Consider the following 16,696-nt stretch of genomic DNA (forward strand, 5'->3'; position numbering starts at 1 on the left):
TGAGGAATGTGAATGTTTCTTTATTTTTATCACATGCAAAGATATCTGATCAAGGACATTTTACTTGTTAATGAAGGGAAAATCATTCCAACCGATGTACTGATTGAAGGAGAACGTTTTGAAAAAATTGCTCCTCACATTCAGGTCAAAAACCCGGTAACCGAAATCAATGGCGCAGGCAAATATATGCTGCCCGGTGTGATTGATGACCAGGTGCATTTCCGTGAGCCCGGATATACCCACAAAGCTACTATCTACACCGAATCGCGCGCAGCTGTTGCGGGTGGAGTAACCAGTTATATGGAAATGCCCAACACCTATCCACCTGCCGTTACGCTGGAACTGCTGCAGCAGAAATATGAGATCGCAGCCAGGCATTCGCTGGCCAATTATTCCTTTTACCTGGGAGCCGCCAATCATCATCTGGAAGAGATAGTACGACTTAATGCCCATCGCCAGGAAATATGTGGTTTGAAAATCTTCATGGGCTCATCCACCGGTGAATTGCTTGTGGATGATATTCCTACACTTGAACAAATATTTGCCAGCTGCGAGTTGCCCATTGCCACTCATTGCGAAGATGAATCACTAATCAGGCAGCGGCTGCAAATGGCTAAAACACAGAAAGGTGAGGCTTTAACCGCAGCCGATCATCCGTGGATCCGCAACGAAGAAGTATGCCTGCGCTCATCATCCTTTGCCGTTTCTCTGGCAAAACGATATGGTACGCGCCTGCATATCTTGCATCTCACCACAGCAGAGGAAATGCAATTGTTTACAGCCGATATCCCTCTGGCCGAAAAACAAATTACGGCCGAGGTTTGCGTACACCATCTGCATTTCACAGCCGATGCATATCCCAGGTTGGGTAATCTCATCAAATGCAATCCGGCTATTAAAGCAGCCCATCACCGGGATGCACTGTGGCAGGCTTTGCTGGAAGGACGCATTGATGTAATTGCAACCGATCATGCACCTCATACATGGGAAGAAAAACAACAACCCTACTTGCAGGCTCCTGCCGGATTGCCATTGGTGCAACATGGCTTGCTGCTGATGCTGGAATATTATCAGCAGGGTACCATATCGCTGGAAAAGATTGTGGAAAAAATGTGTCACCATCCGGCCATTTGTTTTCAGGTGCGCGAAAGAGGATTTGTACGGGAAGGCTATTTTGCAGATGCAGTTATCGTGGATATGAAAACCAGCACACCGGTCAATAAAGATCAACTGTTATACAAATGCAAGTGGAGCCCTTTTGAATCACACGTATTCCCGGCATCCATTACACATACTTTTGTAAGTGGTCACCTGGCTTATGCCGATGGCAAATTCAACGAAACTCGTATGGGACAAAGACTTTTGTTTAACCGTTGATGATACTGTATCATTTGCATGGAAATTGATAAAACCACATATCAGGATCTGTCCATATTTTTTGCAGATGAAGAATCTTCACTTTTTCATCATTTGGATTTTACGCGCACCAGTGTTGGACAAGCTGAGCTGAGACGTATATTTCTGCATCCATTGAAAAACATAGAAGAAATTCATGCTGTTCAGCAAATTGTACAATTTATTTTTCAACACATAAATCAATGGGAACATTCGGTAACAAATGGCACCATTGTAATGATTGAAGAATATCTGAATGCACGCGTTGATACCGATAAACCCGGAAATAATCCATTAACCGGATTTTTCCAGCATCTGTGGTTCCATACATTGAGAAAAAGCGATTATTCTTATTTATGTTTTGCTCTTTCTCATGTAGCTGATCTGATCAAAGGATGTGAGTATCTGGTGCAGCTTCTGCTGAAACCATCCACCCCCCGCCAGCTTGCCAACGTGCTGCAATCCATGAAGCAGGTGCTTTCGCTCCCAGAAACTTCAGCATTCGATCATCCTTTTCATGGCCGCACACCGGTAAGGGTGGTATTAAAAGCACATGAAACAGCAAGGCGCTTTTTTAGGCCCCGCCTGCAGGAACTAATGCGTTTATACGCACACCTGGATGCATGGTATGCCATGGCAAAAGCCATGAAAACTTATGATTTGGTGATACCTGTATTTACATCTGCGCAACCGCCGTTTCTGAAAGTAAAGGGTATATTCCATCCATTGCTGAAACAACCGGTGAGAAATGATTTGCAATTGAGTCGCGAGCAAAATTTTCTTTTTCTAACCGGTGCCAATATGGCCGGTAAAAGTACACTTATTAAGGCGGTAGGTATTGCTGTTTTTCTGGCTCATATTGGGATGGGTGTTCCTGCCTATGAAATGGAACTGAGTTTGTTTGACGGGATGCTGACGAATATTCATGTGGATGATGATATCATTCATGGCAAAAGTTATTTTTACAATGAAGTGCATCGCATCAAAAACACCATTGAAAAAATTCAGCATGGGAAATACTGGCTGGTGCTTATTGATGAGCTGTTTAAAGGCACCAATGTGGATGATGCCAGAAATTGTTCAGTAGCTGTTATACGAGGACTCGCTTCGGTGCGCGATAGCTTGTTTATTTTGTCCACACATTTGTATGAAATTGCCGAACAATTAAAATCCTGCAGCAATATTCAGTTTCGCTACTTTGAAGTACAGATGGAAGAAGGTAAATTTCAGTTCAACTATCATTTAAGAGAAGGCATATCGCACGACAGGCTTGGATATCTGATATTAAAACAGGAAAAAGTACTTGATATGCTCAACCATCTGCAACAACATACACAAACCTGATGAAGGTTCTGCCCGTTTGCAGATATAATGATGAATGTGTAATTTCAACCTGACAAACCCTATCACATGCTGGTAAAAACCTTTGGCAGTGCGGTACATGGTATTGACGCTATCACCATTACCATCGAAGTTGATGTTACCCAAGGCATGAAATACTTCATGGTTGGCTTACCCGATAATGCAGTAAAAGAAAGCCAGCAACGCATTGAAGCCGCACTGAAAAACAGTGGATTCAGGATGCCCCGCATGCGCGTGGTGGTAAACATGGCTCCGGCTGATATCAAAAAAGCTGGCTCGGCATACGATTTACCAATTGCTATAGGTATTCTGGCATCATCCGGACAAATGCTGGCCCATGAGCCGGAAGGTGGCCAAAGCAAACTTTCCCAATACATCATCATGGGTGAACTTTCGCTCGACGGATCTTTGCAGCCCATTCGGGGCGCACTTCCCATTGCCATTCAAGCGCGAAAGGAACAATTCAAAGGCTTTATCCTGCCCCGCCAGAACGCCCGGGAAGCCGCCATGGTAAATCGTTTGGAAGTGTATGGCATGTCGCATATCAAAGAAGTAGTCGATTTTCTGGAAGGAAAAATTCATCCTGAACCACTAAAAATTGACACAAGAGAAGAATTTTTTCATGCCCAGCAAACATTCGCAGAAGATTTTAGTGATGTAAAAGGGCAGGAACATATCAAAAGAGCGATGGAAATTGCGGCCGCCGGCGGGCATAACGTCATTCTGATAGGCCCACCCGGAGCCGGAAAAACCATGCTGGCCAAACGATTGCCCAGCATTCTACCGCCCCTTACCCTGCATGAAGCTCTGGAAACAACCAAAATTCATTCGGTTGCTGGCAAACTACCTGCTGATGCCACCCTCATTGCTCATCGGCCTTTTCGGGCGCCCCACCACACCATTAGCGATACCGCGTTGGTAGGCGGCGGCAGCATTCCCCAGCCGGGCGAGATTTCACTGGCACATAACGGCGTATTGTTTCTGGATGAATTGCCTGAATTCAAACGATCTGTGCTGGAAGTATTGAGACAGCCCCTGGAGGAACGAAAAGTTACCATTTCGCGTGCAAAAGTAGCCATTGAATTTCCAGCCAGTTTCATGCTCGTGGCTTCGATGAATCCCTGTCCCTGTGGTTATTTCAATCATCCTGAAAAAGCATGTACCTGCCCGCCTGGTGCCGTACAAAAATACCTGAGCCGCATTTCAGGCCCCCTGCTCGACAGAATAGATCTGCACGTGGAGGTGACTCCCGTACCTTTCCTTCAGCTTTCTTCCTCTCAGGAAACCGAAAAAAGCTCATCCATCCGCGAAAGAGTGATCCGAGCCAGGCAAATTCAGCAACAACGATATCAAGACTATCCGGGCATTTACTGCAATGCTCAGATCAACAGCAGCTTGCTGAAAAAATATTGTACTATTCCGCAGGCCGGCATGCAGTTGCTGAAAACAGCCATGGAAAGGCTTCATCTCTCAGCGAGAGCTTATGATCGCATCCTGAAAGTGGCCCGTACCATTGCCGATCTGGAGGAATCTGAAAATATCCAGATCCAGCATGTAGCAGAAGCTATTCAATATCGAAGCCTGGATCGAGAAAACTGGGGATTATAAAACCGGAGATTATAAATACCTTTGCAACTGCATATCTTGTTTGCAGAAACAAATGGTTCACGTTCTATGTCAGCACACCATTCCAGCTACTTGTATGCCATCCTTCACCTGAAATGCCCGAGGTGCAGAAAGGGATTTTTATTTCGCACTTCCAATCCATACAACCTGAAACACACCCTGGATATGCATGAACATTGCCCGGTGTGCGGACAGAAAACCGAATTAGAAACCGGCTTCTGGTACGGAACAGGTTATGTAAGTTATGCTTTAAGTGTAGCTTTATCTGCATTTAATCTCGCCTGGTATTGGATTTTTTTTGGCATCAGCTGGAAAGATAACAGCATCTTGTACTGGTTACTGACCAATGCCGCTATTGTGTTGGTTGCCATGCCTTATCTGATGCGCTTATCAAGAGTTTTGTATTTAAGTTTCTTTGTGCATTATGATCCGCATGAAACTCCACATTTGCCCCTGAGAGATCACAATTTACCGGGCTGACTCACGGCTGATGCGCATATCCAGCAATTTCAGCTGAATGGAAGCTTGTCCGTTCCAGAAATTTTCTTCAATCGTAAAACAAATATCTATCGGCTTCTGCTGCCTGAATAAATCGAAATAGTCGGCCATCTGAAAGCCCACTGCTTCCAGCGGTGTACCAGCCTTTCGCGGAATTTGAAATTTCAGATGCTCATTTTTTACCGGCTGAATATTGGTGACAGATGTGATGTTGCGCATGAGAAATACAGGAGGCTCATTGTCCATGCCAAATGGTTCGAATTGCTTCAACATCCTGATAAAGGATTCCGTAATATCATCGGGACACACGATAGCATCAATATACAATGCCGGCATAAGCTGTTCTTCCTGAATTGTGGATGAAACCACTTCTTCAAATGTTTCTCTGAAAGCCTTCAGTTGACGGGCTTCCATCACCAATCCTGCTGCATAATCATGACCTCCGTATCTTTCCAGCAAATGTCCGCAGGCATCAATTGCCTGATACAGATTATAACCCGGTACGGAACGCGCTGATCCGGCCAACTGTTGATCATCAGCAGTTGTAAGCACAACAGTAGGTTTAAAATACCAATCCACCAATCTGGATGCAACAATACCAATTACACCTTTATGCCAGTGCGGCTGATAAACGACAATTGTTTTCCGATTTTTTTCTTCCGGATGGCTTTCTATCCAATCCCTTGCTTCCTGTGCTATGGATCGGTCATTTTCCATGCGCTGCTGGTTTCGCTCATGCAGCTCAGCAGCCAGCTCCCTGGCTCTTTGGATATTTTTTTCCATAAACAATTGCACAGCTGTATGGGCATCTTTCATCCGCCCGGCTGCATTCACACGGGGCGCCAATATAAATCCCAATTCACGCATGCCGATTGACCGCTGAGCCTGACGCGACAGCCCGCTCATTTCTATCAAAGCCTGCAAACCCGTGGAAGGATTTGTATTGATTTGCTTCAAACCCAAAGCCAACAAAGTTCGATTTTCACCTGTCAGCGGCACAATATCTGCGGCTATGCTGAGCGCCACGCGATCCAGATAATCCTCAATATGGATATTGATTTTCATTTCAGCCTGCAAAGCCTGTATTAACTTAAACGTAATTCCGCAGGCTGATAAATCGGAATAAGGATATACCTGACCGGAATGGTGATTCAATAATGGATTTAAAATACCATAAGCATTTGGTAAGGATGTGCCCTGCAAATGATGATCACACACGATCACATCTATCCCTGCCTCATTCGCATAATCAATAGAGGATAAATCTTTCATCCCACAATCAAGCGTAATCAACAGTCGGGTATGCGATTGTATAGCTCGATCCACTGCTGCTTTTGAAAGACCATATCCTTCCTTCAGCCTGTCCGGGATATCAAAATTCAGTTTTGCACCGCATCGTTGCAGATAATCACACAGAATAGCTACTGATGTAGTACCATCCACATCATAATCACCAAAAACAAGAATAGGTTCCCTGTCTTCAATAGCCTGACGAATACGATTGCAAACACGATGCATATCAGGCATAAGAAAGGGATCATGTATATGCTCAAATGAAGGTCTGAAAAAACGATAGGCTTGTTCATAGCTTGTAATGCCCCGTTGCACAAGCAATTGGCACCATAAAAGCTTTACCCCCAACTGCTGCTGCAAAGCAACAACAGCAGGCCATGAAGGATGTTGTGCATCAATGGCTCTTAGTATCCATCGTTTCGGTAAAGCATTTCCTGTCATGGAAAAACAGATGTTACAAATTCATCAATATTCGCGATCCGTAGTAAACCTCACAAGGGCTTCCAGACCCCTGCGAATGGGCTCATCCGGGAAGGTATGAAGAATTTGAAAAGCTTCATCGCGAAAGGCAAACATCTGCTGCTTGGCATATTCAATACCGCCCATATCCAAAACAAATTGAATGACCTCCTGAATTTTTTTTCTATTCCGGTATTCATGTTTGATCAGATGGATCATTCTGCGTTTTTGTGCCGGAGAGGCTTTTCGAAGGGCATATATCAGTGGCAAGGTAATTTTTTTATCGCGCAGATCATGACCAATAGGCTTACCCACAGAAGCCTGTCCATAATCAAATAAATCATCTTTAATCTGAAAAGCCATACCCACCTTTTCGCCAAAAACCTTCATCTGCTGCGTGAGCTGTGGATCATGGCTTACGGAATAAATACCCACACTGCAGGCTGCTGAAAGCAGAGAAGCCGTTTTACCACGAATGATATCAAAGTACACATTCTCTTCCATATCCAGATGACGGGTTTTTTCCATTTGCAACAATTCGCTTTCACTCATTCGCTTCACGGCTTCTGAAAGGATTTGCAGCACTCCATAATCACCATGATCGAGGGAAAGTAACAAGCCTTTGGAAAGCAAATAATCCCCAACCAGCACGGCAATTTTATTCTTCCATAAAGCATTAATGGAAAATATACCTCTTCTTTCATTTGCGTCATCCACCACATCATCGTGTACAAGTGTGGCAGTATGCAACAGTTCCACAAGCGCTGCAGCCCGGTATGTGGCCATATTAACCGGTCCTGCAAGCCTGGCTGAAAAAATCACAAACATGGGGCGTATCTGCTTGCCTTTATGCTTCACAATATATTGCATGATACGATCGAGAAGCGGCACCTGACTTCGTACAGCCTGCGTAAAACACAATTCAAACTCCTGCAATTCCTTTTCAATCACCCGCCGGATAGCCTGCATGTTGTTCATGAGTAAATCGTTAACAGCTGGAAAAACAAAAGTATTCACAAAATTGGAACTATTTTTGTTTGTCTTTAAAACATCATGAACAAATGATGAAGCGAGCTTTGTGTTTGGGAAAAGACAAAAAATTGTTATCAGACATAAGAAAATTTTGTACTTTCATAGCCTAATATCTATCTTTGCCCATATTAGATTGTTAAATAAAATTTTTTTTCATAATCTGTTCATTAAAACACTTACCTATGGCAAGCAAAAAGTACCTCGTTCTAACCGGCTTATTCAGTCTGTTAGGCGCTTCAGCAGTATGGGCGCAAAATGCCCCTGCTACATCCTCCGGCACGATGACAGGAGGTTACAATTACCTGGATACAGCCTTTATTCCGCCATCCAGGCAGGCACAACAGCGCAGTTTTCTGAACAATGAATCCATTTATCCTGCTAAACCACGCGACATGTGGGTATTAGGCATTAATGCAGGGGAGTTTAATTACTTCAGTGACGTGCCTTTCCAGTTAGGATATGGATTTGGTGCATCATTGCGCAAATCGCTGGGTTATACCTTTTCGTTGCGTGCAGGTCTGAACTATGGCCAGGCAAAGGGTCTTGACTATCGGAATGGAACCCCCATCCAGAACTTGCCGGCAGCCGTAGCTGCAAAATATGCTGCAGCCGGACTTACTACCTATGTAGCCAATTTCAAATCTACCGCCTATCAGGGATCTTTAGACCTGATTGCTTCTTTAAACAACATCGCATTTCACAAACCACAAAACAAAGTTGACTTTTACGCTTTAGCGGGGTATTCAATTTTCTCATATCAAACCAAGGTAGATGCACTGGATGCAAATGGCAATCCTTACAATTATGCTTCCATCAACTTCACTGCATCGAAAAAAGATATTCGGAAAGCATTGAAGAATTACCTGGATGGCAGTTATGAAACGGATGCCACAACCCAATCCCGCCAACAGAATTTCAATAACAATACCCCTGGTCACCGTCAATGGCGTCATAGCCTGGATTTAGGGGCTGGTGTGGATTTCAAGCTCAGCAAACGGGTTTCTCTTGCACTGGAACAGAAGTTTACCTTACCCTTTGATGACTACTTGGATGGAAAATATTTGGGGTCTGGAGGAGTGCTCACGCCCGATAAAGATTTGGTTTCCTATACTTCGGTAAACCTGAGTATCGCACTGGGTAATCCTTCTCGCCGTGTAGAACCGCTCTGGTGGATGAATCCGCTTAACTATGCTTACAGCGAGCTCAATTCGCCCCGCCACATGAAAATCCCCACGCCTGTATTGCCAGATGCTGATGGTGATGGGGTAACCGATCAGTTCGATAAATGTCCCAATACACCTGCTGGCGTGGCTGTAGATGTGCATGGCTGCCCGCTTGATACCGATGGTGATGGCGTTCCTGACTATAAAGACAAGCAGCTTATCACACCCACCTACTGCCAGCCCGTGGATGCTGATGGTGTAGGCAAATGCCCATGCCCCGACTCCACCTGCTTTGCTGGATATGTGAAACCCACCTGTAACCTGACTTCATTGCCCAGCATCGTGTTCCGTGGCAATTCGGTAACCATCAGCCGTGATCAACAATACCTGCTCGACAACGTAGCCAATCAGATGCGGCAAAATCCGGATTGCAAAGTTGTAGTAACTGGTCACGCTCAGGCTTCCAAGGCCAGCGAACAACTGGCATGGGATCGGGTGAATGCAGTTATCACCTACATGACCCAAAAATTAGGCATCAGCCCCGACCGCTTTATCTTCCAGTACAGCGGTGTTCCGGGTGATCTGAATGCAGTTGATCTGAGAGCTGCTACCCCGGCCGATAACGGTCCGAATATGACTCCGCCTCCTCATCCCAATCTCCGGAGGTCAAAATAAGGTAGAGGCTTTTTGCTAATCCATATCATGCCTGGCCTTGCGCCAGGCATTTTTTTTAATCGTTGCAGCCGTTCAGCAAAAACATAGAAAATTAGCTTAAGTTTGGTGCCGCTATTTATTTTTCACATCTTAATTCATTTGCTGTGGAAGAATTAATTGAAAAACTCAAACAGGAAGCAGGCCTCACCGAAGAACAAGCACGCAAAACACTGGAAGTGCTATGGAATTATGTAAGTGATCGGGTTCCGCCTTTCTTTCAGGGACAGGTAAAAAAAATGATGGGTATGATGCAAAGCAAGGAAAATCATACTTCCGAATCTGATGAAGAAGCTTTCTAACTGGCTATGCTATCTATAGCTTTCAGGGCTTCTCTGGCAATCACAATTTTTTGGATTTCAGACGTACCTTCCCCTATGGTGCAGAGTTTGGCATCGCGATAAAATTTTTCGGCAGGATAGTCTTTGGTATATCCATAGGCTCCAAAAATCTGAACCGCATCTGTAGCCACCTGCACGGCCAGTTCGGAAGCATAATATTTGGCCATGGCTGCAAGCTGGGTGATTTTTTCGCCTGCATCCTTGCGAGCTGCGGCTTCTAACACCAGCAATTCGGCTGCCTGAATCTGTGTGGCCATATCGGCCAATTTAAAAGCAATACCCTGAAAATGGGCAATAGGCTGATTAAATTGATGCCTCACCTGTGCATAGTGCTTGGCTGCTTCATAAGCTCCTTCAGCAATACCCAGTGAAAGTGCTGCAATGGATATGCGACCTCCATCCAGTACCTGAAGTGCTTGAATGAAGCCTTCATGCAGCTGACCCAGCAGATTTTCGGAGGGCACCCGGCATTGCTCAAAAATCATTTCTGCAGTTTCAGATGCACGCATGCCCAGCTTATTTTCTTTTTTTCCTCCCCGGAAACCCAGCGTACCCCGTTCGACGATAAAAGCACTAATCCCGTGGCTGTTTCCGGGTTCTCCAGTACGGGCCATCACCACGGCCACATCTGCTGACTGCCCATGAGTAATCCAGGATTTCGTGCCGTCCAGTAGCCAGTCATTTCCATCCAGGCGAGCCGTAGTCTTCATGTGCAGAGCATCCGAACCGGTATTGGCTTCCGTAAGCCCCCAGGCACCCAACCATTCACCACTCGCCAGCTTGGGCAAATATTTCTGTTTCTGGAACTCATTGCCAAACTGCAGAATATGCCCTGTGCACAGCGAGTTATGGGCTGCTACACTCAGCGCTACCGCTCCGCATACTTTGGCCAGCTCACGTACAATGAGTACATATTCCACATAGCCCAGCCCACTGCCTCCATACTGTGCAGGCACCAACACACCCATGGCACCCATAGCTCCAAGCTCCCGAAATAAATCGCGTGGGAAATGCTGTGCTTCATCCCATTCCATGACATGAGGCTGTATTCGCTTTTGGGCAAATTCACGGAAGGTTTCAGCTATCTGAAGCTGAAATTCACTGAGATCGAGATGCATGTTGAATAGGATTGACCACTAAATAATGAACAAGTTTACGATAAATCTGTTCGTTGACCAACACCAGTTTCTGCAAGTCAGCTACTTCCCGGTATGGGCCATGTTGTTCACGATAAGCAATGATCAAGCTGGCAAGTGCATAGCCAATGTAGGGATGAATAGCTAACTCTCCCAGCTGAACCGTGTTTAGATCCATCGGACGAATCAAACCCGTATCAATGCTAACCCATGGAAGTACGCGCTGGATGATGGAATCAGGGATATGAGATATTTCCTTTAGCTGATCTGCCGTATAAAATCCTCCCAATCGCTCCCTGTAACGAATGATGTGCCTGGCATACGCTGATCCGATACCCGGTAATTGCATCAGCAGCAGGGTATCCGCACTGTTCAATTCAATCTTTTGCTGTAATGAAGTTTGTTTCTGATGAATGTATGTTCCAGATGCGCTTACAGCTGGCAGCCGGACATGCTTTGCGGAATCATTCGTTTTATCGCCCATTCGCACATAAGGAGCCAGGCGTTGATAATCGGCCTGCTGAAATCCGTAAATTTTCATCAGGTCCTCTTTCTTCCGAAAACGTCCGCCCTTTTCCCGATAATGCAAGATGATAACTGCGGTGTGTTTGGATATTCCCAATCTCAGCCAATCTTCAAGTGTGGCTGTATTCGGATCAAAATAAAACAATTGATTAGGCAAGGAATGTGACGATTGCTGTTGTGCTGATGCCTGGGATAAACCACCTGTTCGTGCCTGAAGTGAATCGCCAGTTATTATTTCAATTTTTAGTGGCTGTTCGGGATAAAACCTGGTTATGAGCAAAGGGAACAACATGCTTATACCTATGAGCAGAAACATGGCCAGTATAGCTTTGCGCTGATTCCGGCTGAAGGTTAGCCATGTCCGCATCCGGTCTGGGAATGACATCTGAATAGGGTTTTAAGCAAAACAGTTTAAATTTAGCATCAAACAAGCGAAGATGCAAATACCCCTTGTAAGCGTGGTTACGGCCGTTTATAACCGAAGCAATACTTTGTCCAGAGCTATTGAATCCCTACTCCAGCAACAATTTCAGGACTTCGAATGGATTGCTGTGGATGATGGAAGTACAGATGGTTCATTTAAAATCGCCCAAAAATATGCTTCGTCATTTCACCATGTACAACTGATTCAAAAAACTCATACCGGCATTGCTGATACCTGGAACACGGGTATCCGTGCAGCTCAGGGCACATGGATTACCTTTCTGGATTCAGATGATGCTTACCAGCCGGATCATTTGCAAATTCGTGTGCATTACATACAAGCACATCCCGAAACGGATCTGCTACACTCTACGGCAATGTTGATCGGTCGGGAAGAAGATTTCTGGGTGCCTGACCGGCATGACCCTTCCCGAAATATTCATCTAAAGGATTGTGCCATCGGAGCTACCTTTTTCATGAAGCGCAAAGTTTGGGAAACACTGGGCGGATACAGGCCGGTATTATTTCCCGATGCCGATTTTCTGGAAAGAGCAGCAGCTCGTTTTACTGTCGTAAAAATAGATGCACCAACTTATGTTTATTACCGAAATTCTTCGGATAGTTTTCTGACCCGGGTTAAATTGAAAGATCAAAATGACAAACAACTATAGTTCCAGCACAAGTCCATCATAAGCCAATGCTCTGCCGGGTTTTAGCTGCTGATTGACTTCTGCATGCAATCCCATCTGATGGCTGATATGGGTGAAATAAACCTGAGGAACAGATAATTCATCTGCAAGTGCCAACGCTTCATCCAGGCTGAAATGCGAGATATGGGGTTCCTTGCGCAGCGCATTCAGTACCAATACCGCTGAACCTTTGATTTTGGCTTTTTCTTCATCCTGAATGCGATTGGCATCGGTGATGTAAGTAAAATCACCAATGCGAAAGCCTAATACCGGCATTTTGTAATGCCAAACCCGAATGGGGATTACCTCCACACCCTTTACATCAAAAGGTTGTTCATCTACTGTATTAAGACGAATATCAGGTACGCCGGGATATTTAACTTCTGCGAAAGCGTAGGCGAATTCGCGGGTAATGACTTCCTGTGCAGCATGGGTGGCATAAATATCAATAGGTGATTGCTGAAAATAATTAAATGCCCGCACATCGTCCATGCCAGCTATGTGATCTTTGTGCGAATGGGTAATGAGCACCGCGTCCAGATGCCGCACATGCGCCTGCAGCATCTGCATGCGAAAGTCAGGCGTGGTATCAATCACAATATTTTTACCATCAACCTCCAGCAACACACTGCTTCTTAACCGCTTATCACGCGGGTCAGCAGAGCTGCAAACCCGGCATGTACAGGCAATCATGGGCACACCTTGTGAAGTGCCTGTACCTAAAAAGGTGATTCTCACGATTCAACCTTTGTTTCTGATGAATGTCCAGATGGCGTTGAAACAGCTGCCTGAATCAACCGATAATATTTCTGCGATGCAGGACTAAGGTCAGTTTCAACGATTGTTAAACCTTGCAGAATGTCTATGAACACATTGATTCTGGATTCGGTGTTCAGAAATTTATTCATCACAACCACCTTTCTTTCTTCAATGACACAATAACCGGATTGAAAATTTCCTTTTTCATACCGGACCTGGTATCCCGCTTCTTGCAACAGTTTTTCGATGGCAGATAAAGTATGTGAATTGTATTTAAAACCCATACAGCGAAGATAAAAAATCTTTTTCCCTGCCAGATGAACAGCGGAAGATATCCGATTGCTTATTTGGGTTCCATAATCACAACAGGAACTATCATTTCCTCGAGCGATACACCACCGTGCTGGAAAGTGTTTTTGTAATAATTCGCAAAATAATTGTAGTTGTTGGGATAACAGAGAAATCCATCTTCTTTGGCAAAGATATACGATGAGTTTACATTGGGCCTGGGCAGCCCGGCTTCACGGGGATCGCGGAATGCAATGACTTCCTTCGGATCAAAATTCAGGTTTCTGCCATGCTTGTATCGAAGATTGGTTGTGGTTTGCCGGTCGCCAATCACTTTGCATGGGGTTTTCACACGCACGCTTCCATGATCCGTACTCAGGATGATACGTACAGGCCGGTCAGCAATTTTTTTCAGGGCCTGATGCAGGGGCGAATGCAAAAACCAGCTGCGCGTAATGCTACGGTAAGACACTTCATCGCTGGCCAGCTCTTTTAGCACTTCCATCTCCGTTCGGGCATGCGATAGCATATCCACAAAATTGTACACAATGATGTTTAAGGGATAGTTTAACAAATTATGAATGTGATTGACCAGCTGCTGCCCGTCGTGATGACTGGTAATTTTGGTATAGGTAAACCGGATATCCACTTTGAGCCGTTTCAACTGATGGGAGAAAAATAACTCTTCATACAGGTTTTTGCCGCCTTGTTCATCGTCGTTTTTCCATTCTTCCGGAAAATGAGCTTCAATATCAGCAGGCAACAAGCCGGCAAACACAGCATTGCGGCTGTATTGGGTAGATGTAGGTAGGATGCTGTAAAAACTATCTTCTTCGAGTATGCGGAATGTTTCGGCAAAAATGGGCTGAATAGCCCGCCATTGATCGAATCGCAAATTATCAATCAGCACCCAGAAGTTAGGCACATCTTTGGAAAGAGCCGGCAGGATTTTTTTCTGAAAAACGGTATGCGACATTACCGGCGCATTTTTTGCCTTTGGACCTACCCATTCCGCATAATGCCGGGCAATAAATTTGGCAAATTCAGTATTGGCTTCAGCTTTCTGGGTGATAAACACATCCTGCATCTCGGGACTATCGGCTTTGCCCATTTCCATTTCCCAATACACCAGCTTTTTATACAGCTCCATCCACTCATGATGATCAGGCTGGCTATTGAGAGCAAGGAATAATTCCCGGAAAGCCTGCTGGTAGGCAAAAGTGGTTTTTTCGGCCACCAGCCGTTTGTTATCAATGATTTTCTTCAGGGCCAGCAGAACCTGGTTAGGGTTGACAGGCTTAATGAGATAATCGCTGATTTGGGCGCCAATAGCCTCATCCATCAGGTGTTCAGCCTCGTTTTTGGTTACCATCACCACCGGGATGTGTGGGTAAGTTTCTTTCAACCGGGAAAGGGTTTCCAGCCCGGTCATGCCCGGCATGGTTTCATCCAGCAGAATCACATCTATCGGATGATCCTTCAGAAACTCCAGTGCATCAAATCCATTGGTAACCGATTGTACGGCATAGCCTTTGTTCTCCAAAAAAAGGATTTGCGACCGGAGGGATTCGATTTCATCATCAATCCATAAGATATTTGCCTGGGACATGCATCCACGTGATTTTTTCAAAAATACTTTTTCTTCTCAGGCATTGTAGCTTTGCCTGTAATATCCAGCTTGTTTTTAACTTTTTCTTAGACGCCTGCATGAGCCAATCCTTATTCCAAAAACAAAAAATCATCAACGACCCGGTATATGGTTTTATCCGGATTGATGATCCGGTAGTGTTTGGGGTCATTGAACATCCATGTTATCAACGGTTGCGACGGATACAGCAAATGGCACTTGCGCATTTGGTATTTCCGGGGGCTGTGCACACGCGCTTCCAGCATTCATTGGGAGCTTATCACCTGTTATCGCTTGCCTTGCAGGAGTTGAAAAACAAGGGAATATCCATCAGCGCCGAAGAAGAAACCGCCGTGAAGCTGGCCATACTGCTGCACGACGCCGGCCATGGCCCTTTTTCCCATGCCCTGGAAGGACAGATTGTGGCCGGCATGCCACATGAACAGATTTCACGGTTGCTGATGAAACAGCTGATTATGGATGCCCATGGCCCACTGGAATTGGCTCTGTCGATTTTTGATCATACCTATCCTCGTCCCTTCCTCTATCAGCTGGTCTCCAGCCAGCTGGATGTGGATCGCATGGATTATCTGATGCGCGATAGTTTTTATACGGGTGTGGCTGAAGGAATTATCGGCTACGACCGCATCCTGAAAATGCTGACAGTGGCGAATGATGAGCTGATGGTAGAAGAAAAGGCCATTTATTCCGTTGAAAAATTCATTATTGCCCGCCGGTTGATGTACTGGCAGGTATATCTGCATAAAACGGTGCTGAGTGCGGAGACGATGTTGCAGAAAATCATACAGCGCGCCCGCGAGCTTGCCCTACAGGGCATTTCCGTTCCTGCATCGCCTGCCTTGCAGTTTTTCTTAACCCTGCAAAATCCAGCCGATTGCCCCCCATCAGAATGGCTTCCCCTGTTTTGCCAGCTCGACGATGTGGATGTGCTGATGGCTATTAAAACATGGTGTGCTCACCCAGATCCCGTGCTTTCCTGGCTAAGCCAGGCCCTGCTGAACAGGCAACTTTTCCGGTTGAAATTAAGTTCGCTTCCATTCGATCAATCCATCATTTCCGGGCTGCAGCAAGAATGCCTCAGGCAATTTCCGTTTCTGCAGGCGCATACCCTGCATTATTTTGTGTACACAGGTACAGCATCCAGCTATGCATACAATCCGGCCGATGAAAACATTCGTATCATTTCCGGCCAGCATCGGATAAGGGATATTTCGGAAGTGGAAAACAGCTTAATCAACCATACCGTGTCCATCCCCATAAAAAAATTTTACATTTGTTACCCAAAATCCCTAACCGGGCAATTCTATGAGCCACTTTAGCGTTTTGGCTGCAGAAGTGAGCCTGATTT

14 protein-coding genes are annotated in these 16,696 nt (G+C 45.3%); 8 read left to right on the top strand and 6 right to left on the bottom strand.

The window, feature by feature from the left end:
• Positions 1 to 33: 33 nt before the first annotated feature.
• The 4 genes from BM367_RS03000 to BM367_RS03015 all read left to right on the top strand — a co-directional run bounded on the left by BM367_RS03000 (position 34) and on the right by BM367_RS03015 (position 4,863).
• Positions 34 to 1,377, top strand: coding sequence for a dihydroorotase (locus BM367_RS03000; protein ID WP_092457509.1), 1,344 nt, complete (start codon positions 34 to 36; stop codon positions 1,375 to 1,377).
• A gap of 18 nt (positions 1,378 to 1,395) precedes the next feature.
• The gene (locus BM367_RS03005) at positions 1,396 to 2,739 is read left to right on the top strand and encodes a MutS-related protein (protein ID WP_092457512.1); all 1,344 of its coding nucleotides are present in this window, start codon (positions 1,396 to 1,398) and stop codon (positions 2,737 to 2,739) included.
• Between the two features lie 66 nt (positions 2,740 to 2,805).
• Positions 2,806 to 4,365: a YifB family Mg chelatase-like AAA ATPase gene (locus BM367_RS03010; protein WP_092457515.1), complete on the top strand. Its 1,560-nt coding sequence runs from the start codon at positions 2,806 to 2,808 to the stop codon at positions 4,363 to 4,365.
• Positions 4,366 to 4,431: 66 nt separating this feature from the next.
• Entirely contained in the window at positions 4,432 to 4,863 is a 432-nt protein-coding gene (locus BM367_RS03015) for a DUF983 domain-containing protein (RefSeq protein WP_092457518.1), read from the top strand.
• Here the strand turns inward: BM367_RS03015 and recJ are convergent.
• Both recJ and BM367_RS03025 read right to left on the bottom strand, forming a co-directional pair.
• A complete protein-coding gene (recJ, locus tag BM367_RS03020; protein WP_092457522.1) occupies positions 4,852 to 6,615 on the bottom strand; it encodes a single-stranded-DNA-specific exonuclease RecJ in 1,764 nt (587 codons plus the stop codon). The two genes, BM367_RS03015 and recJ, sit on opposite strands and share 12 nt — an antisense overlap.
• Positions 6,616 to 6,639: 24 nt before the next feature.
• The gene (locus BM367_RS03025; RefSeq protein ID WP_092457525.1) at positions 6,640 to 7,611 is read right to left on the bottom strand and encodes a polyprenyl synthetase family protein; all 972 of its coding nucleotides are present in this window, start codon (positions 7,609 to 7,611) and stop codon (positions 6,640 to 6,642) included.
• A gap of 236 nt (positions 7,612 to 7,847) precedes the next feature.
• Between BM367_RS03025 and BM367_RS03030 the strand changes: the two genes are divergently transcribed.
• The gene (locus BM367_RS03030; protein WP_092457528.1) at positions 7,848 to 9,503 is read left to right on the top strand and encodes an OmpA family protein; all 1,656 of its coding nucleotides are present in this window, start codon (positions 7,848 to 7,850) and stop codon (positions 9,501 to 9,503) included.
• A 143-nt stretch (positions 9,504 to 9,646) separates the two neighbouring features.
• Positions 9,647 to 9,841 (top strand): hypothetical protein, encoded by a 195-nt coding sequence (locus BM367_RS03035; protein WP_092457531.1) that lies wholly within the window; start codon positions 9,647 to 9,649, stop codon positions 9,839 to 9,841.
• Here the strand turns inward: BM367_RS03035 and BM367_RS03040 are convergent.
• Together BM367_RS03040 and BM367_RS03045 are read right to left on the bottom strand one after the other, a co-directional pair.
• Positions 9,838 to 10,998, bottom strand: a complete 1,161-nt coding sequence (locus BM367_RS03040) for an acyl-CoA dehydrogenase family protein (protein WP_092457534.1) — start codon at positions 10,996 to 10,998, stop codon at positions 9,838 to 9,840. The two genes, BM367_RS03035 and BM367_RS03040, sit on opposite strands and share 4 nt — an antisense overlap.
• Positions 10,979 to 11,926 carry a ComEA family DNA-binding protein gene (locus BM367_RS03045; protein WP_092457537.1) on the bottom strand — a complete coding sequence of 316 codons (948 nt, stop codon included), beginning with the start codon at positions 11,924 to 11,926 and terminating at the stop codon, positions 10,979 to 10,981. Before BM367_RS03045 ends, BM367_RS03040 begins: the two co-directional genes overlap by 20 nt.
• 52 nt (positions 11,927 to 11,978) lie before the next feature.
• On the opposite strand from BM367_RS03045, the gene BM367_RS03050 reads away from it, so the two are divergent.
• A complete protein-coding gene (locus BM367_RS03050) occupies positions 11,979 to 12,635 on the top strand; it encodes a glycosyltransferase family 2 protein (RefSeq protein ID WP_092457540.1) in 657 nt (218 codons plus the stop codon).
• Here the strand turns inward: BM367_RS03050 and BM367_RS03055 are convergent.
• The gene (locus BM367_RS03055; protein WP_092457543.1) at positions 12,630 to 13,391 is read right to left on the bottom strand and encodes an MBL fold metallo-hydrolase; all 762 of its coding nucleotides are present in this window, start codon (positions 13,389 to 13,391) and stop codon (positions 12,630 to 12,632) included. The genes BM367_RS03050 and BM367_RS03055 overlap by 6 nt on opposite strands.
• Before the next feature lie 364 nt (positions 13,392 to 13,755).
• Positions 13,756 to 15,309 carry a T9SS response regulator signal transducer PorX gene (gene porX / locus BM367_RS03065; RefSeq protein WP_092457549.1) on the bottom strand — a complete coding sequence of 518 codons (1,554 nt, stop codon included), beginning with the start codon at positions 15,307 to 15,309 and terminating at the stop codon, positions 13,756 to 13,758.
• Between the two features lie 98 nt (positions 15,310 to 15,407).
• Between porX and BM367_RS03070 the strand changes: the two genes are divergently transcribed.
• Complete coding sequence (locus BM367_RS03070) at positions 15,408 to 16,667, top strand: HD domain-containing protein (protein WP_092457552.1); 1,260 nt, start codon at positions 15,408 to 15,410, stop codon at positions 16,665 to 16,667.
• Positions 16,668 to 16,696 lie beyond the last annotated feature (29 nt).

It is taken from the genome of Thermoflavifilum thermophilum, from assembly GCF_900116565.1.
Lineage (GTDB): Bacteria > Bacteroidota > Bacteroidia > Chitinophagales > Chitinophagaceae > Thermoflavifilum > Thermoflavifilum thermophilum.